This window comes from Saprospiraceae bacterium, assembly GCA_016717265.1.
In the GTDB taxonomy this organism is placed as follows: domain Bacteria; phylum Bacteroidota; class Bacteroidia; order Chitinophagales; family Saprospiraceae; genus Vicinibacter.
On the sequence record JADKFX010000001.1, the window covers coordinates 2,653,297 to 2,675,557 of the forward strand.

At 32.5% G+C, this 22,261-nt stretch carries 25 protein-coding genes; 11 read left to right on the forward strand and 14 right to left on the reverse strand.

What is annotated here, in order from left to right; genetic code table 11:
* Positions 1-4 precede the first annotated feature (4 nt).
* Positions 5-529 carry an acyl-CoA thioesterase gene (locus IPO86_10370; GenBank protein MBK9728512.1) on the reverse strand — a complete coding sequence of 175 codons (525 nt, stop codon included), beginning with the start codon at positions 527-529 and terminating at the stop codon, positions 5-7.
* Positions 526-1,248 carry a lipoyl(octanoyl) transferase LipB gene (lipB, locus tag IPO86_10375; GenBank protein ID MBK9728513.1) on the reverse strand — a complete coding sequence of 241 codons (723 nt, stop codon included), beginning with the start codon at positions 1,246-1,248 and terminating at the stop codon, positions 526-528. Before lipB ends, IPO86_10370 begins: the two co-directional genes overlap by 4 nt.
* A gap of 32 nt (positions 1,249-1,280) precedes the next feature.
* Here lipB and IPO86_10380 point away from each other — a divergent pair, with 32 nt between their 5' ends.
* On the forward strand, positions 1,281-3,011 hold the full coding sequence (locus tag IPO86_10380) for a redoxin domain-containing protein (GenBank protein ID MBK9728514.1): 1,731 nt from the start codon (positions 1,281-1,283) through the stop codon (positions 3,009-3,011).
* A gap of 41 nt (positions 3,012-3,052) precedes the next feature.
* Here IPO86_10380 and IPO86_10385 read toward each other — a convergent pair whose 3' ends face one another.
* Both IPO86_10385 and IPO86_10390 read right to left on the reverse strand, forming a co-directional pair.
* Positions 3,053-4,684, reverse strand: coding sequence for an ABC transporter substrate-binding protein (locus tag IPO86_10385; protein MBK9728515.1), 1,632 nt, complete (start codon positions 4,682-4,684; stop codon positions 3,053-3,055).
* On the reverse strand, positions 4,638-5,174 hold the full coding sequence (locus IPO86_10390; GenBank protein MBK9728516.1) for an NAD(P)H-dependent oxidoreductase: 537 nt from the start codon (positions 5,172-5,174) through the stop codon (positions 4,638-4,640). Before IPO86_10390 ends, IPO86_10385 begins: the two co-directional genes overlap by 47 nt.
* A 92-nt stretch (positions 5,175-5,266) precedes the next feature.
* Here IPO86_10390 and IPO86_10395 point away from each other — a divergent pair, with 92 nt between their 5' ends.
* From IPO86_10395 to IPO86_10415, 5 genes are read left to right on the forward strand one after another with little or no spacing between them, the layout of a single operon-like run.
* Positions 5,267-5,947, forward strand: a complete 681-nt coding sequence (locus tag IPO86_10395; protein ID MBK9728517.1) for a metal-dependent hydrolase — start codon at positions 5,267-5,269, stop codon at positions 5,945-5,947.
* Positions 5,948-6,709 carry a ParA family protein gene (locus IPO86_10400; protein ID MBK9728518.1) on the forward strand — a complete coding sequence of 254 codons (762 nt, stop codon included), beginning with the start codon at positions 5,948-5,950 and terminating at the stop codon, positions 6,707-6,709. It begins immediately after the preceding gene.
* An 8-nt stretch (positions 6,710-6,717) separates the two neighbouring features.
* On the forward strand, positions 6,718-7,608 hold the full coding sequence (locus IPO86_10405) for a ParB/RepB/Spo0J family partition protein (GenBank protein MBK9728519.1): 891 nt from the start codon (positions 6,718-6,720) through the stop codon (positions 7,606-7,608).
* A gap of 4 nt (positions 7,609-7,612) precedes the next feature.
* On the forward strand, positions 7,613-8,248 hold the full coding sequence (locus tag IPO86_10410) for a hypothetical protein (protein MBK9728520.1): 636 nt from the start codon (positions 7,613-7,615) through the stop codon (positions 8,246-8,248).
* Between the two features lie 30 nt (positions 8,249-8,278).
* Positions 8,279-8,605: a hypothetical protein gene (locus IPO86_10415; protein MBK9728521.1), complete on the forward strand. Its 327-nt coding sequence runs from the start codon at positions 8,279-8,281 to the stop codon at positions 8,603-8,605.
* Between the two features lie 63 nt (positions 8,606-8,668).
* On the opposite strand, the gene IPO86_10420 is transcribed toward IPO86_10415, so the two are convergent.
* From IPO86_10420 to IPO86_10430, 3 genes are read right to left on the reverse strand one after another with little or no spacing between them, the layout of a single operon-like run.
* Entirely contained in the window at positions 8,669-8,986 is a 318-nt protein-coding gene (locus IPO86_10420) for an SCP2 sterol-binding domain-containing protein (protein MBK9728522.1), read from the reverse strand.
* Position 8,987: 1 nt separating this feature from the next.
* On the reverse strand, positions 8,988-10,823 hold the full coding sequence (locus IPO86_10425) for a M1 family metallopeptidase (protein MBK9728523.1): 1,836 nt from the start codon (positions 10,821-10,823) through the stop codon (positions 8,988-8,990).
* Positions 10,810-11,706 carry a CPBP family intramembrane metalloprotease gene (locus IPO86_10430; GenBank protein MBK9728524.1) on the reverse strand — a complete coding sequence of 299 codons (897 nt, stop codon included), beginning with the start codon at positions 11,704-11,706 and terminating at the stop codon, positions 10,810-10,812. The genes IPO86_10425 and IPO86_10430 overlap by 14 nt, the downstream gene beginning before the upstream one ends.
* 66 nt (positions 11,707-11,772) lie before the next feature.
* On the opposite strand from IPO86_10430, the gene IPO86_10435 reads away from it, so the two are divergent.
* Positions 11,773-12,336, forward strand: a complete 564-nt coding sequence (locus IPO86_10435) for a hypothetical protein (GenBank protein ID MBK9728525.1) — start codon at positions 11,773-11,775, stop codon at positions 12,334-12,336.
* Entirely contained in the window at positions 12,320-12,484 is a 165-nt protein-coding gene (locus IPO86_10440; GenBank protein MBK9728526.1) for a hypothetical protein, read from the forward strand. Before IPO86_10435 ends, IPO86_10440 begins: the two co-directional genes overlap by 17 nt.
* On the opposite strand, the gene IPO86_10445 is transcribed toward IPO86_10440, so the two are convergent.
* Positions 12,481-13,023 carry a cob(I)yrinic acid a,c-diamide adenosyltransferase gene (locus tag IPO86_10445; GenBank protein MBK9728527.1) on the reverse strand — a complete coding sequence of 181 codons (543 nt, stop codon included), beginning with the start codon at positions 13,021-13,023 and terminating at the stop codon, positions 12,481-12,483. The two genes, IPO86_10440 and IPO86_10445, sit on opposite strands and share 4 nt — an antisense overlap.
* A complete protein-coding gene (locus IPO86_10450) occupies positions 13,020-13,700 on the reverse strand; it encodes an ABC transporter ATP-binding protein (protein ID MBK9728528.1) in 681 nt (226 codons plus the stop codon). The genes IPO86_10445 and IPO86_10450 overlap by 4 nt, the downstream gene beginning before the upstream one ends.
* Positions 13,701-13,928: 228 nt before the next feature.
* Here IPO86_10450 and IPO86_10455 point away from each other — a divergent pair, with 228 nt between their 5' ends.
* The gene (locus tag IPO86_10455; GenBank protein ID MBK9728529.1) at positions 13,929-14,546 is read left to right on the forward strand and encodes a deoxynucleoside kinase; all 618 of its coding nucleotides are present in this window, start codon (positions 13,929-13,931) and stop codon (positions 14,544-14,546) included.
* Between the two features lie 313 nt (positions 14,547-14,859).
* Here the strand turns inward: IPO86_10455 and IPO86_10460 are convergent, their stop codons facing one another.
* Positions 14,860-15,813, reverse strand: coding sequence for a magnesium transporter CorA family protein (locus tag IPO86_10460; GenBank protein MBK9728530.1), 954 nt, complete (start codon positions 15,811-15,813; stop codon positions 14,860-14,862).
* Between the two features lie 209 nt (positions 15,814-16,022).
* Entirely contained in the window at positions 16,023-17,267 is a 1,245-nt protein-coding gene (locus tag IPO86_10465) for an ABC transporter permease (protein MBK9728531.1), read from the reverse strand.
* A gap of 78 nt (positions 17,268-17,345) precedes the next feature.
* Here IPO86_10465 and IPO86_10470 point away from each other — a divergent pair, with 78 nt between their 5' ends.
* Entirely contained in the window at positions 17,346-18,632 is a 1,287-nt protein-coding gene (locus IPO86_10470) for a tyrosine--tRNA ligase (protein MBK9728532.1), read from the forward strand.
* Between the two features lie 2 nt (positions 18,633-18,634).
* Positions 18,635-19,900, forward strand: coding sequence for an alpha-hydroxy-acid oxidizing protein (locus tag IPO86_10475; protein ID MBK9728533.1), 1,266 nt, complete (start codon positions 18,635-18,637; stop codon positions 19,898-19,900).
* Positions 19,901-19,909: 9 nt separating this feature from the next.
* On the opposite strand, the gene msrB is transcribed toward IPO86_10475, so the two are convergent.
* From msrB to rimO, 3 genes are read right to left on the reverse strand one after another with little or no spacing between them, the layout of a single operon-like run.
* Positions 19,910-20,461 carry a peptide-methionine (R)-S-oxide reductase MsrB gene (gene msrB, locus IPO86_10480; protein ID MBK9728534.1) on the reverse strand — a complete coding sequence of 184 codons (552 nt, stop codon included), beginning with the start codon at positions 20,459-20,461 and terminating at the stop codon, positions 19,910-19,912.
* Entirely contained in the window at positions 20,448-20,900 is a 453-nt protein-coding gene (locus IPO86_10485) for a hypothetical protein (GenBank protein ID MBK9728535.1), read from the reverse strand. The genes msrB and IPO86_10485 overlap by 14 nt, the downstream gene beginning before the upstream one ends.
* The gene (rimO, locus tag IPO86_10490) at positions 20,897-22,216 is read right to left on the reverse strand and encodes a 30S ribosomal protein S12 methylthiotransferase RimO (protein ID MBK9728536.1); all 1,320 of its coding nucleotides are present in this window, start codon (positions 22,214-22,216) and stop codon (positions 20,897-20,899) included. The genes IPO86_10485 and rimO overlap by 4 nt, the downstream gene beginning before the upstream one ends.
* Positions 22,217-22,261: the final 45 nt, after the last annotated feature.

Below are 22,261 nucleotides of genomic sequence, written 5' to 3' on the forward strand. Positions count from 1 at the left end.
AATCTTAAATTTGATTTAAAAATACTTTAGATTGGGTAGCTTCTGATGGTTTCATTCGGCCGCTTACGACAAGTCTAAATTCTCTTCGGATGGCTGCCCCATCATACAATTTCTTTTCATCATCACTTTCTGGAATCACGGAAGGTACTGCTTTTGGTTTCATTGAACGGTCATCTAAAGCTACAAAGGTAAAAAATGCCTGATTAGATTTATTTGCATGATTTTGCAACACACCTCTGGTAAAAACTTCTAAAAACACCTCTACGGATGAATGGAAGGATCTGGTTACACTCGCTTTAATATTTACAACATCTCCTAATTTTATGGGTTCCTGAAAGGTAAGATGGTCTACGGAAACTGTAACTACATGTGCTTCGCAGTGTTTTGATGCACAGATTGCAGATGCTATATCCATCCAGCGCATAAGATTTCCACCCATTAGGTTTCCTAATACATTGGTGTCATTGGGTAAGACCAATTCATTCATTTCAGTACTGGATTCACTAACTTTTTTTGATTTTTCTTTCATAGGATTTTTATTAATTCAAAATTTGAAATAAAGTGTCTAATAAATTTTTCTTTGACCTCTTCAAATTGAATTGGTTGGTTTAATTCTTTTGCTAATGAAGTAACAGATTTCTGTTTTGGATCTATTCCGCAAGGGATGATATAATTAAAATAATTTAAATCAGAGTTAATATTAAATGCAAGTCCATGTAAACTTACCCACCTGCTTAAGTGTACGCCAATAGCACAAATTTTACGAGGTACTTTACCGTGTATATCTATCCACACGCCTGTAAGTCCATCAATTCTGCCAGCGTCTAGCTGGTACTCTTTTAATACATCCATGATACTCTTTTCTAAAAGTCTGACAAATCGATGTACATCCGTAAATAACTTATCCAGATCCAATATTGGGTAAGCAACTAATTGCCCTGGACCATGATATGTTACATCACCGCCTCTATTAATTTTATAGAAGTTTGCATTTATTTCATGCATTTTATCCAATGGTTGCAGCAAATTTGACTCTGCACCGGATTTTCCGAGTGTAAATACATGCGGGTGTTCACAAAGTATAAGGCTATGGTGGTGAAATGTTTGTGGTATTTCTTTTTTTAGTGCAATGAGGTCAAGATGGATTTTAGTTTGAAAATCCCAGGCTTTTTGATAGTCTATTAAACCTAAATCTATAAGCTTTAGGTTTTTTGAATTATTTGTTAAAGTATTTTGATTATCAGTCAACTAGCTGTATTTTTGATTAAATATTAATGAATATGAGAGCGAATTTAATGTTTAAAGCAATTTTTCTTATTGCATTGCCAATTTTTGGTTTTACAGCGAAAGCACCAGATTTTACTGTAACGGATTACAATAATAAGGTTCATAAGCTATATGAAGCGTATCTCGATAAGGACAAAGTTATGGTAATAAAGTTCTTTTTTGTTGGTTGTCCTCCATGTACAAGTATTGCTCCCTATGTACAACAATCATATGCCCGTTGGGGTTCAGGTGCGGGAAAAGTTGAATTTTTACAAATCAGTACGATGAAGGGAGACTATAATTCTACTATTAAATCGTATTCACAAAATAAAGGACTAACATTTCCAGGAGTTGGTGTTGATGGTGGCGCTCAGGCTGCGTTGGCACCTTATTTAGCTGGAACATTCGGTTCCTGGTATGGTACTCCAACATTTGTAGTTATTGCCCCTAATGGCGAGGTGAATTATAATGTAAATATGAGTTTGGGAAATCCTAGTGGATTGGATACAGCAATCGCTCAAGCTTTGCGCTTGGGTAATGGTGGCGGCGGAGGTGGAGGATGTACCAATGCATTTACGGTGAATACAATTACAAAAATTCTTCCAGAGACCTATTATATTGTTGATTTGCTCAATGGGAATCCTGCTTCAGAAATTCAAACAGGCAACTATAATTGTGAGTTTCAATTACCTCAAAATATTGATGGGCACTATGTCATTCCACAAATGAACCAAACAGTAGACCCAAGACAGAATGTATCAACTGCAGATATAGTGCTTATCCAACGTTATATTTTGACCTTACAGCCATTTAATAATTTGCAAAGAGCAGTAGCTGATGTTAATAATTCAGGGTCCATTACGGCTGCAGATGTTTCAGAAATTCGTAAATTAATTTTAGGAATTACTGCGGGTTTTAATAAATTGACAAAATCCTATGTCGTTGTACATAATCCAAAATCGCTAAATTATTTTGATCTTACAGATCGGGTTTTAGTTAAAGATTTGGTATCAAAAGCTAAAACAAATGTATTTGGTGTAGGACAATATGGCGATGTTGGTGGGGCTAATCTAATTTCAAATGATGATTTAATTGTTCGTTCTTCAGGCAAAATCAATTTTTTTGTAGAAGTTACACAAAATTCAAATGGAAATTTTGAACATCGTTTTTATTCTGATGAAACGTTGCTTGTGAATTCCTTTCAATATGAAATTCAAGGTACAGAAAATAATATTTTGGATGTAATGGCAGGTAATTATTTTTCTAGTAACCTGGGTTTTAAATATAGTTTAAATAATGCTCCAGGCACTGCCCGGATGGTCGGTTTGGCATCTAATTTGGCTGCAAACATACCTGCTGGAGAAACTTGGTTCACGGTCATAACGAAAGACCATGATAAATTCAAAAATAGCCATGTCAATGGTTTTAATTATGAGTTTGCGCTAGATAATTTAAGTCGATTTATTTCAGATGTAAATTTAATTTACCTTGTTTCTTCCTTGAAAGGGCAAAACGTTTCAATTTATTATTCTCAATTAAATGATATTATAATTAACTCAACGAAGAATGCAATTACTAAAATTGATTGTTTGAATTTAAATGGAAATCAGGTTTTTAATTATTCATATCCTGGGGAGACTTATGAATTGGAAATAAAGACGACTTCAATGCAACCAGGAATCTATTTTGCAAAAGTTCAATTAGCAAATGGCAATACAGAATTAAAGAAATTTGTTAAATTTTAGTTTCGTTTCGCATTGTTTTATTAGAAACATATCATACTTCACTAGAAGCTGTCTATTACTGATTCAAGCTTCAGTAGATTTATTGAATTAGTTTGAAGATGGTGAATATGGTTTTGAACAAACCAGGCAGTTTGATCATAAAATAAAAATATTACGGGGGCTTCATCGATAATAATGGAATCCATTTTTTGATATAATCCTTTGCGATTTACAGCATTTGTCTCTTTAATTGATAATTCGTAAAGGGCATCATATTTCTTGTTTTTAAAACGGGTATAATTTGGAGGGGCTGGATTCTTACTATAGAAAACATTCAGAAAAGATTCTTCATCAGGATAATCTGCTACCCAGGATGCTCTAAATAAAATTATTTCTGATTGTCGCATTTTTTCACGTAAGGTGGCGGTTTCAACTAAATCAATTCGAACGGGTACACCGATTTCTTCCCATTGCTTTGCTACAAAGGTTATAATATCGACATAATCTTTATTGGTATAGATGACAAGTTCTGGAAATGAATCTTTGCTTTCATATCCGGCTTCAATTAATAAAGTTCTGGCTTTTTGTGGATTGTATGAATACCCTTTTACTAAGCTAGAATCAAAACCAGGAAGTCCTTTTGGAACAAATCCTGCATGCGCAGGGGTTCCAATTCCAAATTTTAAAACTTGTATTAATTTTTGTCGATCAATACTATAATTCAATGCTTGTCGCACTCGTTTGTCGTGAAGAGGATGATCTCGTGTGACTAAATCCAGGTTTATTCCAATATATTCGGTATTTAAATAATCGCCTTTCATAAGTTTCAGTTGTTTCTCTTTGTCAGGTCTTAAGAAACCATCCTTTGTAACCAACTGTAATGCAAAACTAGCTTGGAGTCCAGAGAAAAAATCAATTTCATCTTTAAGAAATTCAAGATATGCTGTATTTCGATCTTCAATAAAACTGATGCGGATACCTTCTAGTTCTGGAGAAGCTGAAATAAAATAATGTGGATTCCTATTTAAGAACATTCCTTTTCTTCCTAACCATTTTTTTAGCATAAAGGGTCCGGTTCCAACCGGATTTTTGTTTAAATCCTTTCCATAATATAGAGCAGCTTCTTTTGGCATCACACTGCAATATTGCATGGTTAATAGATTTAATAAAGGTGCAAATGGGGTACTTAATTTAATTTCGAAAACACTATCATTAATAGCCTGAAATGCATTTATTGAATCCACTTTGTCTGAAAATATCCAGGATCCAGGAGAATTTACATTTGGATCTAAAAGTCTGTTGAAACTAAATACAACGTCCTGTGCATTTAATATTCTTGGCATTGCATTTTGGAAACAAGGATTAGAATGGAATTTGATGTCTGTTCTTAATTCAAAACGATATATTAGTCCATCCTTTGAAATGGACCATGATTTTGCGATTTCCGGCTGTAACTTTAAGGAATTATCTAAATCGACAAGTTGATTAAAAATGTGATCAATGACCCATATATTATTTTGTGATTTTGAAAATGCTGGATCTAATGTACTTATATAATTCGTTTGATTATAGTGGAATACATTTGTTCTAATTGGCTTATCATTATTTTTACAAGCAATGAATATAAATGCCAATAAAAAAAGATATTTAAAATTTTTCAAACTCCTCCACAAGAGATTCAATGCGTTTTGCATGTTTTGGATTTTCAAGCCAAAGATCCAATACTTTATTAATATTTGGAAAATAAACAAAGCCAGGATATATAATCATTTTTAAATATCTGCAAATGGACATAAGATGATCAACCCCACGTACGTTTCCGTTGATTCCATCAGAAATTCCAATCAATGCAATTTTTTTAAATTTAAAGCTTTCCGTTGGTTTCCGAATACTAAGTGTATCAATCCACCATTTTAAAAATCCTGGAAAGCTGCCGTTATATTCTGGTACAATTAAAATAATTTTAGTAGCTGGTATTAATACATCATCTTGAAATTTGGCAAGTAGACCAGCTTCATTTAAGGAGCTATATTGATCTTTATCTGAAATGGAATCTGTAAAATCCTCAAGATTTACAAAGGTGAATTTTATATTTTTCAAAGTTAAAATCTCGCAAATCCGTTTACTTATCAATAAAGAGGAACTGTCTTTTCGATTTGTACCGGAGATGATTAAAAGAGGCATTTTATTAAAACGAAGGGTATTAAGAATAGTTCATTATGGGCCAAATTCAAAAAATCAGATAGTTTTGGCGTAGGTTTGCATAAAGTTTTAGCATGAAAATACAATATTATGGTCATTCTTGTTTTGCAGTTGAAATCGGCGCAAAGCGGATCCTTTTTGATCCGTTTATAGCCGGGAACCCATTAGCTAAAGATATTGATATTCAAACTGTTAAAGCAGATTATATTTTGATTTCTCATGGACATGGTGATCATATCGGTGATGTGGAAGTCATTGCAAAAAATAATAATGCTCCTGTTATTGGAGCGTATGAGGTTGTTTCCTGGTTAGAATCTCGCGGATTAATTGTTTATCATATGAATATTGGTGGCAAACGGAAGTTTAACTTTGGAACCGTTAAAATGGTTAATGCAGTTCATTCATCCATGTTACCAGATGGTAGCTACGGAGCAAATCCTTCTGGATTTTTAGTTTATGGAGATGATTATAGCTTTTATTTTGCAGGAGATACCGCATTAACTATGGATATGCAGCTCATCCCTTTATGGTGTCCTAATTTAGATTTTGCAATTTTGCCTGTAGGAGATAATTTCACAATGGGTTATGAAGATGCTTTAATAGCCTCTGATTTTATAAAATGTAATACCATTATTGGCTGTCATTATGACTCTTTTCCTATTATTGAAATCAACCACCGTACTGTTGAAACTGCGTTTGAAGATCGAAATAAGAAAATATACCTTCCAGCTATTAATAGCGTTGTAGTAATCTAAATGGGAAAAGTAATTGCAATTGCGAATCAAAAAGGGGGTGTTGGTAAAACAACCACTGCCATAAATCTGGCTTCCTGCATAGCTATATTAGAGAAACGAGTTTTGCTGATAGATTCCGATCCACAAGCCAATAGTACTTCAGGTACTGGAGGTGAAAAATATCAAAATGAATATAGTCTTTATGATTGTATGATCAATGATATAGATCCACATAAGGTAATTATAGAAACAGATACGCCTAATTTATTTTTATTGCCTTCGCATATTGATCTTGTGGGTGCAGATATTGAATTGGTAAATATGCCAAATCGGGAAAAAGTAATGAAATCTGTGATTGATAAAATCAAAGATGAATATGACTTTATATTTATCGACTGCCTACCCTCTTTAGGCTTAATTACAATAAATGCTTTGGTAGCTGCGGATTCTGTATTAATACCTGTACAATGTGAATTGTTTGCTCTTGAAGGATTATCAAAAATAAAAAATACAATTGAATTGGTAAAAGGAGTTCTAAATCCTGGTCTCCAAATAGAAGGGGTTCTTTTAAGCATGTATGATAAACGGTTGCGATTATCAACAATGATCATTCAAAATATTAGAGAGAATATAAATTTGCCAGTTTTTGAAACAATTATACATAGAAATTCTAAAATTTCAGAAGCTCCATTGGTAAAAAAACCAGTGGTATTATATGATGCCGCAAGTAAAGGAAGCCATAATTTTTTAAATTTGGCAGACGAATTCATGCGTAAAAATTAAAAATAACGATGAGTCAAAAAAATGAATTAGGAAAAGGCTTACGTGCTTTACTTTCCAATATGAATACAGAAAGTGGTTCTAAAACCAATTCTGTTACAAGTACCGCAATCAATACTATTAATTTAATACCTGTTGAACAAATTATTCCGAATAAGCAGCAGCCACGGCATGTATTTGAGGAAGAACTTATTAATGAATTGGCAGATTCAATAAAGACCTATGGTCTCATTCAGCCTATAACAGTTCGAAAAATTAATATTAATGAATATCAAATCATAAGTGGAGAACGGCGATATAGGGCTTCAAAAATTGCAGGCCTACAGGAATTGCCTGTATATGTGCGTACCGCAAACGATAATGAAATGCTGGAAATGGCATTGGTTGAAAATATTCAGCGAGAAGATTTGAATCCTATAGAAATTGCAATTTCTTATCAACGATTATCAAATGAATGTGGATTTACCCAAGAACAATTGTCGGAACGAGTTGGTAAGAAAAGAAGTACCATAAGTAATTATGTGCGCTTATTAAAGCTGCCCGTCGAAATACAAAATGCAATTAAATCAAAAAGTCTCACAATGGGGCATGCCAGAGTTATTGCTGGAGTGGATGATTTAATTAAGCAAATGCAGTTATTTAAAGATATACAAACCAAAGATTTGTCAGTTCGGGAAGCTGAAAAAGCATTGCAATCATTTACTAAAACACAATCCCGAAAACTTGTAAGTCCAGCGCCTGCCAATTCAAACGCACAAATTAAATTGTTAGAAGATCGAATGAGTGCATTTTTTGGATCAAAAGTTCAAATTCTCAGAAAAGAGAATGGGCAGGGGCAAATCGTTATTAAGTTTAAAGATGATCGTCAACTTAATGATTTGCTTGATCGAATTGATGAGTAAAAATATGTTTCGCCTACTAACGTTTGTTGTTCTTTTATATTTTCATTGTATTGTTGCATTTTCACAACAATCTAGTGACTCTATTCCAGCAGAAACGGAGGGTGAATCAAGTGTTTTTTCTGTATTATTTAAGGGAAATCCGGGAAAGGCATTGACTTACTCTTTGATTTTACCTGGAGCAGGCCAAGTATATAATGGCAGAATATGGAAAGTTCCAATTATTTATGCCGGATTTGGGTTTTTGATTTATTCAGTTCAATTTAATTCAAAACAATTTAAAAGATTTGATAATGCATATCATCAAAGAGTTGATAGCTTAAAAGATGAATTTGAAGGAATCTTAAGTTTGTCTGGAATCAATAGTTACCGTCAATATTATGATAAAAATTTACAATTAAGTTACATAGGAATTGGGATTCTGTATTTATTAAATGGAATTGAAGCTTTTGTCGATAGACATTTACAAGAGTTTGATGTTTCTAAAAATTTAAGTTTTCAATACAAAACGGATCCTTTTCAAAATGTTTCTCAAGTCTCCATGATATGGTTAATTAACCCTGAAACTAAAAGCCAAAAGCAACAATATATAAATACTAAGATTCAGGAATTTAATAACAAAGTAAGATTTATTTCGTTCTAAGTAAAATCTTTTTTTACAAATTTTCATATAATGAGAAATCTTAATTGCATAGGATTTATATCCATGTTAATATTTTTAAGTTGTGATGCAAAAGAAGATTGTCTGCACGATTTAAAAGCTGTTGTTAAAATCAGATGGACAGGCGATTATGCAGTAGATGGTTATGGATATTTTATTGACATTCAAAATATTGAATACAAACCTATAAACGAAGATTATATTAAAAATACATATTCAATATTACAGGATACTATTGTCCATATGCATTATTTTGATCTTAAAAATAGTAAGCTCGTAATGTGTGGTTTTGTGCAAGCCAAAATATATCCTACACTAGAAGTATTGGATATTTATTAATGAAATTATTATTATTTCAAATTATTAAATAATAATTCTGCAATTTCAAGTACTAGAGGAATATTACATCCAGCCTAGAATTTTAGCAAATTTCAACATTTCTGTTTGATTGGTAATTTTCAATTTTCCTGTTAAAATGGCCATCATTGGATTTAGTTCACCTTTGAATATTTTGCTTAGGTTTTCGGCATTTGCTTTGATTACACAAGTCGGCTCCCCTTGCAGTCCTTCACTTGTGGTCATGCTTCCATTCTCTACATGGATAGTAACTTTACCTCCCTCTTCTCCATCTAAATCAAAATGAAAACAAGTTGACATTCCATCCAGTAATGCAACATTTACTTTTGTAGGTAAATTGAGTAAGAATTCTTTAGTATTCATTCTATTTATTAAATTTTAAAAAATCATTTGTAGGATTTATATCAAGCATTTGCTTGTCCGGATTTAACTGAATTATATTTAACTTAGAAATATCATCCTGAATTTCAAATTCATAAAATGGATTCACCCAGGACCAAACTGGGAGTACATAGACCTTATCTTGCTTAGGAAAGTATTTCTTGCCAAGCATTAAATTTAAAGGTATATAATAATCTTTTGTCGCACCATTATTTAATGTCACTTTTATTTCAACTGGCATTGGAAAAAGATTATGGTTTTTCAATCTGCAAATGGTTTTGCCGTTTACGACAAAGATACTATCAATGCCATAATCAATTTGTTTAGTAGAATGCACAAAGTATTCCTTAAACCAATCTAACTCCATATTTGAAGCATGCTCCATGATTCTAAAAAAATCATTTGGATTTGGATGTCGAAATCTCCATTTCCAATAATAGTCTAACATGCCTTTGCGAAAGGCATCTTCACCTATAATATACTTTAATTGGACCAAGCAAATAGCCCCTTTTGAATAGGATGCATTTCCATAAGCCGTATTCGAACTAAAGTGATCTGCATGTGTACATAATGCCTCTTCATTACCATCCGTAGAGAATTTTATAAAATTCTTAAGCGTCTCAGCATGTGGATCCTCTTCGGGTGCACCTGGTATCATTTGCTCTTGCCGAAGGTAATTTATAACCTCTTCTTCAGCATATGAGGCAAAGCCTTCATCCATCCATGGATATAAACTTTCATTACTTGCCAATAACATTTGATACCAGCTATGCATTAATTCATGGATAGATACCCCGACCAGACTGTTGAGAGGCCGGTTGCCAGTAATTAAGGTAGCCATGGGATATTCCATTCCGCCATCACCACCTTGTATAAAAGAATAATCTGAATATGGGTAGGGTCCATAATTAGTTTCAATAAATTCAAATGCTTTTGCAATGATGGATGGTAATTTTGACCAGGCTTCCTTGTTGTTTTCTTGCTCTTGATAAATAAAATGTAAATTACAACCACTCTTAAGTTGCAGAATATGGTGTTTATAATCAGGATCTGCAGCCCAAACAAAATCATGTACATTGAGTGCTATAAATTTCCATGTCTTTTTATTTTTTAAACTCGTGGACTCACTATATCCACAGCCTACTTCTGAAGCATTTGTTAAAACACCCGTTGCGCCTAAACAGTATTTTGAATCGATTGTAATATTTACTTTGAAATCTCCCCAAGGTGCATAAAATTCTCTTGCAACATATGGTGGCGTATGCCATCCATGTTCATCATAGTTACATAATTTCGGATACCATTGTGCCATAGAATACTCAATTCCCTCCTTATTATTTCTTCCACTTCTTCGAATCATAATTGGAACTTGTGCTAAAAATTCCATCTCTATTATGGTAGAATCATTAGGCAATAATGGACTTGTTAATTCTATTTCTAAAATGGTCCCTTGAATTTTATAGAGTAGTTTTTTATTATTTTGCTTGGCGCATTTAATTTCTGTGAAGCCTATTTCGTTTTTGCTTAATTTAGAAATTCGGCTTCCAACCCTTGGATCCGGATCCGGAAGTTGTCTAGAGCGAATGTCCATATCACTTCCTGGCTGAAATGCATTATAGTACAGATGATAAAATAAGCTACTTAAAGTATCTGGACTATTATTAATTAATTTTAGTTTTTGAATACCGTCAAACTGATTTTTACTAACATCAAAATCAATTTCCATATCATATTCTACGCTTTGCTGCCAACGATAACTTTGAGCGTATACGGAATTTAGAATTAAATGAAAAAAGAAAATGATTTTAAGAAAGTTCATATTCACTATTGGTTTTTAGGGTTTTGATAGATTCAAGCCAATTTAATTTGCGAAATATCAGAAATAATATTAAAAATAAAAGGAGCGTTTCAATGAAAATTAACCAGACATTTGGCGTTGATAAATGAAAAATGGAATGAGTCTGTAAAGGTGATGATTCATAGTTTACAACCACCGCACCATAAAAATTGTTTGCTGCATGAAGACCAATAGCAATTTCAAGACCATTAGACAAAACTGTAAATATTGAAAACAAGATGGCTACAGATACATAACTTAAAAACATTATAAAATAACCATACCTTTCATTTTCCGGATTTGCTAAATGTAAGCCGGCAAAAAGGAAACTGGAAATCAAAATAGCAAACCAAACATTCGTCCTGGGAATGGATGAAATGGCTTGAAGGATATAAGCCCTAAAGAAAATTTCCTCACTTGCAGATTGTAAAAACAAAAAACTAATAGAAATTAATAGGAGTGGTATAAGTTGAGTGTAATCAAAGCTAAATTTGTATTCTTGCAAACCCAACAAGTGATTTATAATATCTATTGATCCTGTGAGTAAAAGCATGATAAAATAGACAATGATCATTCGTCTAAATTGAAATTTAGTTTTTGCAGTTAATAGGCTTTTAACGCTTCTTTTATGAAAATAGGATGCTATTGGAAGAAAAATTATTAACCAGATGATAAATGGAACCAATTGAAGCAATAAATTAATATTTTTATTATTTGGAAATCCAATCCAGCTAACTAGTTTGACATAAACAAATGAAATAAAGATAAATATCAGTATACTACAAAGTAGGGTCCATAAATAACTAGCCGGAGTTTCAATTCCGCTTTTAGCTAATTTATGAAATGAATTTATATTTGAAGGCATATCAAAGTGTAAAAGTATTTAAAATGATTCTTTGTTCCGATGTAAAAAATACTTATTTTTGTTGCTATGAATGAAAATTTAGAAAAAAGTTCAATTCTTATCCTTATCAGCCTAGGAATTATCTTGGTTTTAAGTAGAATTTTGCCTCATGTGCCTAATTTTACAGCAAGCATTGCTGTAATTTTATTTGCAGCAACTATTTTACGAAATGGGTGGTCTTTTGGTATCCTCATTTTATGTTATTGGTTATCTGACCTGGTTATTAATAACTGGATCTACCCTGCTTCTGATTTTATGTGGTTTACTAATGGCTTTTATTGGATCGTTATACCGTATCTAATTGTTTTTCTTGCAGCTAAAGTTTACAATAGAGATCATTTTTCTCCGCTACGCATTTTAAGTTCTTCTTTTCTGACTTCCTTGTTGTTTTTTGTTGTAAGTAATTTTGGTGTTTGGATTAGCTCTGTTGTGACTTATTCCAAGGATTTAAATGGATTGTTGCTTTGTTACTGGAACGCAATTCCATTTTTTAGCTATGAATTGGCTGGAACTGTGTTTTATTCATCTATAATCTTTGGGATATATTGGTTATTTGAAAGTCGATTTCAGGTACATGAGCAAAGAGTTTGAAAAATCTGACTCCTATATTGAATTTGAGTTAAAAGCTGGAATTGATTATTATATTGAAAATGGATATTTTGTCTTTACAGCAGATTTTTTAAAACGACGAGGATTCTGTTGTGGTTCAGGATGTAGACATTGCCCTTATAAGCTTTAAGGCTTCCAGTAGACCTCTTCTGCGCCATTTTTAAATGCTATAAACCGTGCAAGTACAAATAAATAGTCAGAAAGTCTATTGAGATATATAATGATTTCAGGATTAATTTTTTCAATTTGACTTAAAGAAATTGTTCGTCTTTCTGCACGACGACAAATTGTTCTACAAACATGGCTATAGGCAGATTGCAAGTCGCCCCCTGGTAAAATAAAATATCTAAGAGGCTTTAGTTGTTCCTCCATTTGATCAATCTTTAACTCTAGGAATTGTGTTTCTTCCGGAGCAATATTTGGAACTGACAGATTCTTATTTTCTGGATCAGCTGCAAGATTAGAACCAATTACAAATAAATAGGATTGGATTTTGTACAGATCTGCTTTAATACCAGTATCTTCTAATGTTGAAGCAAGAAGTCCCAAGAATGAATTTAATTCGTCAATAGTTCCATAGGATTCAATTCGGAGATCGTCTTTTGAAATTCGCCTTCCACCAAATAAAGAGGTGCTTCCCTGATCGCCGGTCTTAGTATAAATTTTCATAGTGAGTTCGTTTGATCTGATTCCACTTGTCCATCTTTTAATTTTACGATGCGATGAGCCCGATTAGCGATATCAGTTTCATGGGTAACCAGGATTATAGTATTTCCATTCTGATGGATTTTTTGCAAGATCTCCATAATTTCTTCGCTCGTTTTACTATCGAGGTTTCCAGTGGGTTCATCTGCCAAGATAATTGCAGGGTTATTAACGAGTGCTCTTGCAATTGCAACCCTTTGTCTTTGACCTCCTGATAATTCATTTGGTTTATGAAGCACCCTATCTGCTAGTCCAACATCCGTCAGTTTTTGTAGAGCTATCGCTTCTCTCTCTTCTTTGTTTTTGCCAGCATAAATGAGCGGCATGGCAACATTTTCAAGAGCCGACATTCGGGGTAGTAGATTGAATGTCTGAAAAACAAAACCAATTTCTTTATTTCTTATTTCCGCTAATTGATTATCGGTTAATTCACTTACTAATTGATTATTAAGGATATAGCTACCGGAACTCGGAGAATCCAAACACCCAATTAAATTCATTAAGGTGGATTTACCACTTCCTGATGGTCCCATTAAAGCTATATACTCGTTTTTATTGATATTCAAACTTATGTTCTTCACCGCTTCAATTTTCTCATCACCCATAGTGTAAACTTTATAGATGTCCTTTAATTCTATTATATTTTCTGCCATAATCATTTATAATCATGTAAAAATAATGATTTCAACGTAGGATCTTTCTGTATTTAGTCGATTTACAGTTTTCTATAGATAAGTATTTTGTATTTTTCGATGAAATAAGCTATCAGACATATTAAAAATCAAAAATAGTCTGATATATTATTCGATTGCCACATTAACTATTATTTTGCAGAATATATCATTTGAAAACCCCTGAATGGTAAAATCATGAAACATATAGCAATCGCAGGAAATATTGGTGCTGGTAAAACAACCTTATGTGAATTACTGTCGAAGCATTTTGGATGGGAAGTTCGTTATGAAGATGCTACTACAAATCCCTATTTGAGCGATTTTTATTACGATATGCCTCGTTGGTCTTTTAATTTACAGGTATATTTTTTAAATAGTAGGTTCCAACAGATCGTGGAAATCCAAAAAGGTGAAAAAACAGTGATTCAGGATCGAACAATTTATGAGGATGCACATATTTTTGCTCCTAATTTACACGAAATGGGACTCATGTCGAAACGAGATTTTGATAATTATTTTTCCCTGTTTCAAATTATGATGAGTACTATTCGACCACCTGATTTATTAATCTATTTAAAAGCTTCAATTCCAACATTGGTTGACCATATTCAAATCAGGGGTAGAGATTATGAAGGAAATATGAGTCTTGATTATCTTAAGAAATTGAATCAAAGGTATGATCAATGGATTAAAGAATTCAACAAAGGACCTGTGATTATAGTAAACACTGATGAATTAGATTTTATGAATAACCAAGAGCATCTAGGAAAAGTAATTTCTGATGTAAATGCACAAATTCATGGTCTATTTTAAATCAGTTCGTAGAATTGAGAACAGTCTGGTGCAGTAAGATTATGTTGAACGGATCTAATATTTAGAATCCATTAGTTTGTGATGTGGAAGGCCTAAGAATTGATTTTATACTTAAAAATTAAAGTGTTGTAATTTTCATCAAGATATTCCTTATGAAAATAATATCGTATTGATAAATGGTTAATAATAGTGTGGGAATCTGAGACTTACTTATAAAGTTATAGAAAATTCATTTTTCAATTTTTTTAAACAAGAATTCATTTTTTATTTTCGCTTGAATTGCTTAAATAAAGATCCTAATAATATTAATGACTTATAAAACTTCCTTCCTTTTAAAAAACCAAAGCAATAACATACTAAAGCCCAGTGCAAAAATAATTACCAGATAAAAGGAAGCTTTGGAATCACTAAAGTTAAATGGCATAGGAACGTTCATGCCAAAAAAGCTTGCAATCAATGTTGGAACCATTAATATAACGGTAATGACAGTCAATCGATTAATAAATTTATTTAAATTATTTGAAATTATGGAAGCATAAGCTTCCATGGTTCCATTGAGTATGTTGGTATATAATTGAGCGACCTCTCGAGCCTGGTTATTATCCACAATGATATCTTCAAATAATTCACTATATTCTTCATTGCCCCGAATGTTTATGAAATCTGTACGCTTCATTTTCAATTTTAATAATTCATTGGCACTGAGCGAATTTACAAAATAAACCAAACTTTTTTCAATGCGCAAAAGGCTTCGAAGTTCTTCGCTTCTACTTGAATTGTATAATTCCTGTTCTATTAAATTTCTGCGCATGTTTAACTTTTTTAAATATTCCAAAAATAATCGAACCGTTTGTTCAAAAATATGAAGTATAAAAAGTGTTTCATTTGCTGGATTGAAATTTTTAATTTTATTATCCAGGAATTTATCAATCACGGGACTATCTACACTGCAGATTGTAATAATTTTTCCCTGACATAAAACAATACCCATAGGAACCGTGATAAAAATAGGATCATTTTCTTTTTCTGTTTCATTGATCACTGGGGTATTAAAGATAATACTTCGCGCTTCATCATATTTCTCATAACGAGCACGTTCTTCAATATCCAAAGGGTCCGTAAGAAAATCAGATTCGATACCAAGCATTACAGAGAATTCATCCAACTCACCGGGCAGAAATGGTGGAGAAAGATTAATCCAGGAGGCGTCTTCTAATGAATATGTCTCCAGGAATGCATTTTTGACAACTGCATGATAACGGATCATCGGAAGATTTTTCGCTGGATATTTTATTCATTATAGGATACTAATACAAGCGCTAAATTACAAAAATTGAACCAAAGGCTTGTATTTTTTATTTTTTAAAGAGAATTCTATGTTTCCTTTTATTTATAAAATTAAATAATTGCTAACGATTTTCTTAATTAATTAATTGACTGTATTTTATATATTCAAATTTATTTATGTAAGAAATGTTATCTAAATTTTAAAGCTTGAACCGGTTTAATGGATTGAACGATTAAAGAAGGAAGTAATAAGCTAGTTATAATTACTATAAAAAAAATTGCATTTAATATTAAAATCGGTAGTATTGATAAATCAACAGGAGCATAGGACAAATAATAGTCGCTTTCACTTAATTTAATTAGTTTATAATGATATTGAATATAACAGAGTCCAAACCCAATAAGATTTCCAAGTACTAAACTCCAAAATAATATTCTGGTGGCAAAATGTATAAATATTTTACGCTGAATCCACCGATTCATTCCCATTACGGTGAGGATACCAATCATTCGAGTTCGTTCTAATATGAGAATCATTATCGTGGTAGCCATATTTATTATGCAAACTGCCAATATTAAAAACAGAATAAACTGTTTATTTACATTTTGCAATGAAAGCCATTCAAATATATTTGGAAATTTTTGCCTGATTGTTTCAGAATACCAGTTCATAGGTAAAAGTTCCTGTGCTATTTGATTGCTAATTTCTTCTGATTTTAAAATATCATGACAAAATAATTCAATCCCTGTAATTTCAGTGGTGTCTTTATGGAGTATTTGTTGCAATAATTTTATATCTACTAATGCAAATTTTCGATCATATTCTCCTAATCCCGTATTATAAATACCGCAAATTTTTAATTTTCTTTTTAGATGCTCCTCTTTCACAATAAAATTTAATATTAGAAATTGACCAGTATCGACATTCAATCGGGAAGCCGTTTGTTCTGAAATCAATATTTCCTTGGAATAGCTCGTATCGTTAGATTCGATGATTCTTCCTTTACTTAAAAATTCCTTGAAAAACATCCAATCAAAATCAGAACTTACCGCTTTTAAAAAAAGGCCTTCAAATTCTTGTTTTGATCCGGCGATGGAAGGATACATTAGAAAGGATTGGATATGTTTTATAGAATTTTGAGTTTCGCCAGGAATTTTGAAATTCAGGATACTGTCTTTCAAACTCTGAGTCAAACGTATTGTAATGGGTTCTATACTTCGCTGAGATTGAATATCTGTAATATGTATATGACCCCAGAAGCCAAAAACTTTTTTTGCAATTTCCATTTGGAAACCATTAAATATACTTTGGGAAATGATCATCACAGCAAGACTTAAAGAAGTAGCTGCAATAGAGAGTCTAATAATACTCCTTGTAAAGGATTTACGAAAGCTACTAAAAGTCCTGTTTGCTATGTATTTAGCTAGGTTCATACATTAAATTCCTGCTGCATAATTTAGAGGTTTCATTTATTCATGTAATTTTGCAAACATACAATCTTATATTTAAGTATGCAAAAGCTAGGATTTTTAGAGGAATTGAGATGGCGAAATATGCTACAGGACTTTACACCAGGATTGGAAGAATATCTTGAAAGTGGAATGCGGTCTGCATACATAGGCTTTGATCCAACTGCAAAATCGCTTGGACTTGGTAATTATGTTCAAATCATGTTATTGAGTTTCTTTCAACGTGCAGGTCATCAACCGGTTGTATTAATGGGTGGTGCAACTGGAAGAATTGGTGATCCATCTGGTAAGGATAAGGAACGAGAGCTAAAATCGTATGAAGAATTAGATGAAAACATACGATTTCAGGAAAAACAATTGCGCTGCCTTTTGAATTTTGATTCCGGAGAGAATAAAGCAATCCTTGTTAATAATTATGATTTCTATAAGAATATGAATGTGCTTGATTTCTTGCGGGATGTTGGTAAGCATACCACAATTAATTATATGCTTTCTAAAGAATCTGTCAAAAAAAGATTGGAAACGGGTATTTCATATACAGAGTTCTCATACCAACTCTTGCAGGCTTATGATTTTTATTGTTTGTATTCATCGCAACATTGTACCATTCAAATGGGTGGTTCCGATCAATGGGGTAATATTACGGCAGGAACCGAGTATATTGGTAAGGTGATTTCTGATTCCAAAGCGTTTGCAGTCACAACGCCCCTTTTAACTAAATCGGATGGAAAGAAATTTGGCAAAACGGAAGAAGGGAATATTTGGCTGGATCCTGAATTTACAAGTCCCTATAAATTTTACCAATTTTGGATTAATTGTGATGATGCAGATTTATCTAAATTATTAAGATATTTTAGTTTCAAATCGAAAGCTGAAATTGAAAGTCTGGAAGCATTGCATATTGACCAACCCAAGGATTTAAAAAAAATTCTGGCAGAAGAGATAACGCTTAGGATACATGGTGCTAAAGCGTATCAAAATGCAATGCAGGTTTCCGAATTGTTGTTCAATAGAGATTGTACTCAGGAGTTTTTACATTCGCTGGAAGTTGAAGTTTTTATGCTGTTGAAAAACGAATTACCATATTATTCACTTCAACAAAGTAACTTAAATGAAAACTCAACGATTATCAATTATTTGGCTGAATTCACCAACATCTTAAATTCTAAATCCGAAGCACGACGCGCCATTCAAGGAAATGCGATTACCATTAATAAAGTAAAAATTTCAAATCCTGATCAAATTATAGATCCATCCAATTTTATTCATGGGAAATATTTAATGGTTGAAAACGGTAAGAAAAATAAATATATTTTAGAGTTAATTTGAAAATGGCATTATTACAAATAGGTAAATCACGCCAAGGAGAAATCTATTTGAATGGATTCAATGGAGTGCAACCAAGCATTTCGACAAATGGAAATTTGCTAGAAGAAAAGGCAAGAAAAATTCTAAATAAAAAAGCTTTTGGATATATTTTTGCCGGAGCTGGTTCGAATCAGGGTATTCAAAATAATCTTGAAGCATTTAAATCTTATAAAATTCGTTCAAGAATATTACAAGGTGTAGAATGGCCTGAATTAACTACGAATCTTTTAGATTTAAAATTACCATATCCATTTTTATTTGCACCAATCGGCGTTTTAGGCTTAGCGCATCCTAAAGGGGATCTGGAATTAGCAAATGCTTCAAAGATTACCCAAACACCCATGATTCAGTCAAATCAAGCTTCATTTTCAATGGAGGCATGTGCTGAAATTTTAGGCAATACGAATAGATGGTTTCAGCTATATTTTGGGAAATCCAGAGATCTGGTGGAAAGTCTTGTAAATCGAGCAGAAATTTCTGGATCAAAGGCAATCGTATTAACACTAGATACTACCATGCTTGGATGGCGGTGTATAGATTTGGATCAAGCTTATTTACCATTTTTAAGAGGCTTGGGTTTGGCGCAGTACACATCTGATCCAGTATTTAGAAAATTAATGCAAAAACACATAAGCACAGCTTCAAATTCAACTAAACGAAAATTACCAAATATTTTTGACCTGATTCAATTATTTAATTCTTATCCGGATACTTTTTTTAATAATATAAAATCTAAAAATCCTATAAAGGCTGTCAGCACATTTCTGGATATTTATTCAAATCCTTCACTTTCATGGGAGGATGTAAAATGGCTTAAAACAATTACGAAGCTACCGATTATTTTAAAAGGTATTTTACATCCCGAAGATGCGTTAAAAGCAATCGATTATGGTGTCCAGGGTATTATTGTTTCCAATCATGGTGGAAGACAAATTGATCAAGTAATATCTAGCCTGGAATCCATGAAAACTATTAAGAAAACTATGGACCCTTCATTTCCATTAATTCTTGATAGTGGAATCCGCACTGGAATCGATATATTCATTGCACTAGCATTAGGTGCAAAAGCAGTTTGCCTAGGACGACCTTATGCATATGCGCTAGCAATTAATGGTCATCAGGGGGTAATAGAATATGTTCAAAACATGGCATCCGAACTATCAATAGCAATGAGTCTTGTAGGATGTAAAACCATCGATGATATTTCTGAGAATTTGATAAGCATTTAAATAGAATTTCTATTTCACAACACCATTTGGAATAAAATGTAATGCCACTGAATTCATACAATATCGCAATCCTGTGGGAAAAGGTCCATCTTCAAAAACATGTCCTAAATGCCCTTTGCAACGTGCACAAACTACTTCAACTCGAACCATTCCATGACTGCGATCCCGATTTTCTTGAACCATTTCTTTTTGAAGAGGCTTTGTAAAGCTTGGCCAACCTGTACCGGATTCAAATTTAAATTCAGATTGAAATAATGGTAAGTTGCAGGCATTACAGAGATATATACCTTTTTCATGATGATCCCAATATTTGCCAGAAAAGGAACGCTCAGTACCCTGTTGACGCATTACATAATACGTTTCATCTGATAATTTTTCCTTCCATTCTGCTTCACTCAGTTGTATAATCCCAATTGGATTTGGAATTTCGACAATACTATCTTTTGTTGCGGCAGTTACAGTAATGATAGCTCCATCTGACAATTCTTTTTTTTGTGGAAATTGACAGGCTAATTGAAAACTTACTAAATAACTTACTAAAAAGAGACTAATGATTTTCATCTGTTAATTTTTTATCTTGTCTAATAGCAATTTCAACAATTTTTCGAAGCACATTGATAATGGTCAAAAAAACTATATATACAATACTAAATACGAATAAAATCCAGGAATATGTTTCTACTTCAGAAACGTCTTTGCCACTTATTATAGTGCAAATCATTACAATAAATACTAAAGTACCTAGATATGTAAAAATTGAATTCCGGTAATATAGTAACTTGTTTTCAGCAGTAAAAAAGAAAATAGAATTTAAAATGATGTAAAAAAATAACATAGCGGTACCATATAACCAACAATCGGTTGTCTCAAATTTAAGAATACCGATCCAGGATAAAATCCAAATGCATAATTGAATCAGGATAAATAAACTAACAGAACCTAATCCTTGAAGCCAAGGTTTAATATGAAAATTTAAAACTGAATTACTTGCTGCTTTCATAAGGTAGATACATTTGCATGTAAATCAAAAGCATCCGCTTGAAAAATCGTTGCGTTTATAAAATCCCCTACCCTAATATAATTAGTAGCATCAGATTTAATAATTACTTCATTATCTACTTCCGGGCTATCAAATTCTGTTCTACCGATATAGCAAGCATTTTCTTTTTTATCAATTAATGTTTTAAATGTTTTACCGATTTTTTGTTGATTTGATTCAAAACTTATTTGTTCCTGAATTTGCATCAGTGCAAGTGCACGTTCTTCCTTAATTTCAGGCGGAATATTATCATCCAATTTATACGCACTGGTATCTTCTTCATGTGAATATTGAAATACACCCAGACGTTCAAATTTTGTCTCTTCAATAAATTTACACAAAGTATTAAAATCATTTTCAGTTTCACCTGGAAACCCAACTAACATAGTGGTTCGCAAATGAATTTCTGGTATTTTATCGCGGATATTTTGGACAAGGGCCCGTGTTTCTTCCTGGCTAATTTGCCGTTTCATATTTTTTAATACGGGATCTGAGAAATGCTGCAAAGGGATATCTAGATAATTACAAATTTTGGATTCAGATTTTATGACGTCTAAAATCTCTAATGGAAATTTGGATGGATATGCATAATGAAGTCTAATCCATTCAATTCCATTTACATTAGACAAGGCACCTAATAAGGTATGTAATGAACGCTTTTTATATATATCTAAACCGTAATAGGTTAATTCCTGAGCAATGAGAATGAGTTCTTTTACACCCATAGATGCCAGATAGCTTGCTTGTTTAATTAACTGTTCAAGGGGTACAGAAACATGTTTTCCGCGCATTAATGGAATAGCGCAAAAGCTACAAGTGCGATTACAGCCTTCTGATATTTTTAGATATGCATAATGAGAAGGTGTCGATATTATTCGCTCCCCCACCAATTCCTGCTTGTAATCTGCATTTAAAGTGGCTAATAAAGCAGGCATTTCCATAGTTCCAAAAAATGCATCGACTTCAGGGATTTCTTCTTCAAGATTCGATTTATATCGTTGTGAAAGACATCCGGTTACATATAATTTTTCAACAATACCTTGTGATTTTAAATTTGCATATTCCAAAATAGTATTAATAGATTCTTCTTTAGCCCGATCTATAAATCCGCAGGTATTAATAATTACAGTATTTGACGTTTTCGAGTTTGGATTGTGTTCTACATCAATCTGGTTATGACTTAACTGGGTCATTAAATTCTCCGAATCTACCCAATTTTTTGAGCATCCTAAAGTGATCAGTTGAACCTTATTTTGATTTAATTTTTTAGTTTTCAGAAAAAATAATTTGTGCAAAGATAACAATATATAAAAAATAATGTT

Coding starts and splice junctions, on each gene's coding strand:
- IPO86_10370 (MBK9728512.1), bottom strand. CDS start 529: ATGAAAGAAAAATCAAAAAAAGTTAGTGAATCCAGTACTGAAATGAAT.
- IPO86_10380 (MBK9728514.1), top strand. CDS start 1,281: ATGAGAGCGAATTTAATGTTTAAAGCAATTTTTCTTATTGCATTGCCA.
- IPO86_10385 (MBK9728515.1), bottom strand. CDS start 4,684: ATGCAAAACGCATTGAATCTCTTGTGGAGGAGTTTGAAAAATTTTAAA.
- IPO86_10390 (MBK9728516.1), bottom strand. CDS start 5,174: ATGCCTCTTTTAATCATCTCCGGTACAAATCGAAAAGACAGTTCCTCT.
- IPO86_10395 (MBK9728517.1), top strand. CDS start 5,267: ATGAAAATACAATATTATGGTCATTCTTGTTTTGCAGTTGAAATCGGC.
- IPO86_10400 (MBK9728518.1), top strand. CDS start 5,948: ATGGGAAAAGTAATTGCAATTGCGAATCAAAAAGGGGGTGTTGGTAAA.
- IPO86_10405 (MBK9728519.1), top strand. CDS start 6,718: ATGAGTCAAAAAAATGAATTAGGAAAAGGCTTACGTGCTTTACTTTCC.
- IPO86_10410 (MBK9728520.1), top strand. CDS start 7,613: ATGTTTCGCCTACTAACGTTTGTTGTTCTTTTATATTTTCATTGTATT.
- IPO86_10415 (MBK9728521.1), top strand. CDS start 8,279: ATGAGAAATCTTAATTGCATAGGATTTATATCCATGTTAATATTTTTA.
- IPO86_10420 (MBK9728522.1), bottom strand. CDS start 8,986: ATGAATACTAAAGAATTCTTACTCAATTTACCTACAAAAGTAAATGTT.
- IPO86_10425 (MBK9728523.1), bottom strand. CDS start 10,823: ATGAACTTTCTTAAAATCATTTTCTTTTTTCATTTAATTCTAAATTCC.
- IPO86_10430 (MBK9728524.1), bottom strand. CDS start 11,706: ATGCCTTCAAATATAAATTCATTTCATAAATTAGCTAAAAGCGGAATT.
- IPO86_10435 (MBK9728525.1), top strand. CDS start 11,773: ATGAATGAAAATTTAGAAAAAAGTTCAATTCTTATCCTTATCAGCCTA.
- IPO86_10440 (MBK9728526.1), top strand. CDS start 12,320: ATGAGCAAAGAGTTTGAAAAATCTGACTCCTATATTGAATTTGAGTTA.
- IPO86_10445 (MBK9728527.1), bottom strand. CDS start 13,023: ATGAAAATTTATACTAAGACCGGCGATCAGGGAAGCACCTCTTTATTT.
- IPO86_10455 (MBK9728529.1), top strand. CDS start 13,929: ATGAAACATATAGCAATCGCAGGAAATATTGGTGCTGGTAAAACAACC.
- IPO86_10460 (MBK9728530.1), bottom strand. CDS start 15,813: ATGATCCGTTATCATGCAGTTGTCAAAAATGCATTCCTGGAGACATAT.
- IPO86_10465 (MBK9728531.1), bottom strand. CDS start 17,267: ATGAACCTAGCTAAATACATAGCAAACAGGACTTTTAGTAGCTTTCGT.
- IPO86_10470 (MBK9728532.1), top strand. CDS start 17,346: ATGCAAAAGCTAGGATTTTTAGAGGAATTGAGATGGCGAAATATGCTA.
- IPO86_10475 (MBK9728533.1), top strand. CDS start 18,635: ATGGCATTATTACAAATAGGTAAATCACGCCAAGGAGAAATCTATTTG.
- msrB (MBK9728534.1), bottom strand. CDS start 20,461: ATGAAAATCATTAGTCTCTTTTTAGTAAGTTATTTAGTAAGTTTTCAA.
- IPO86_10485 (MBK9728535.1), bottom strand. CDS start 20,900: ATGAAAGCAGCAAGTAATTCAGTTTTAAATTTTCATATTAAACCTTGG.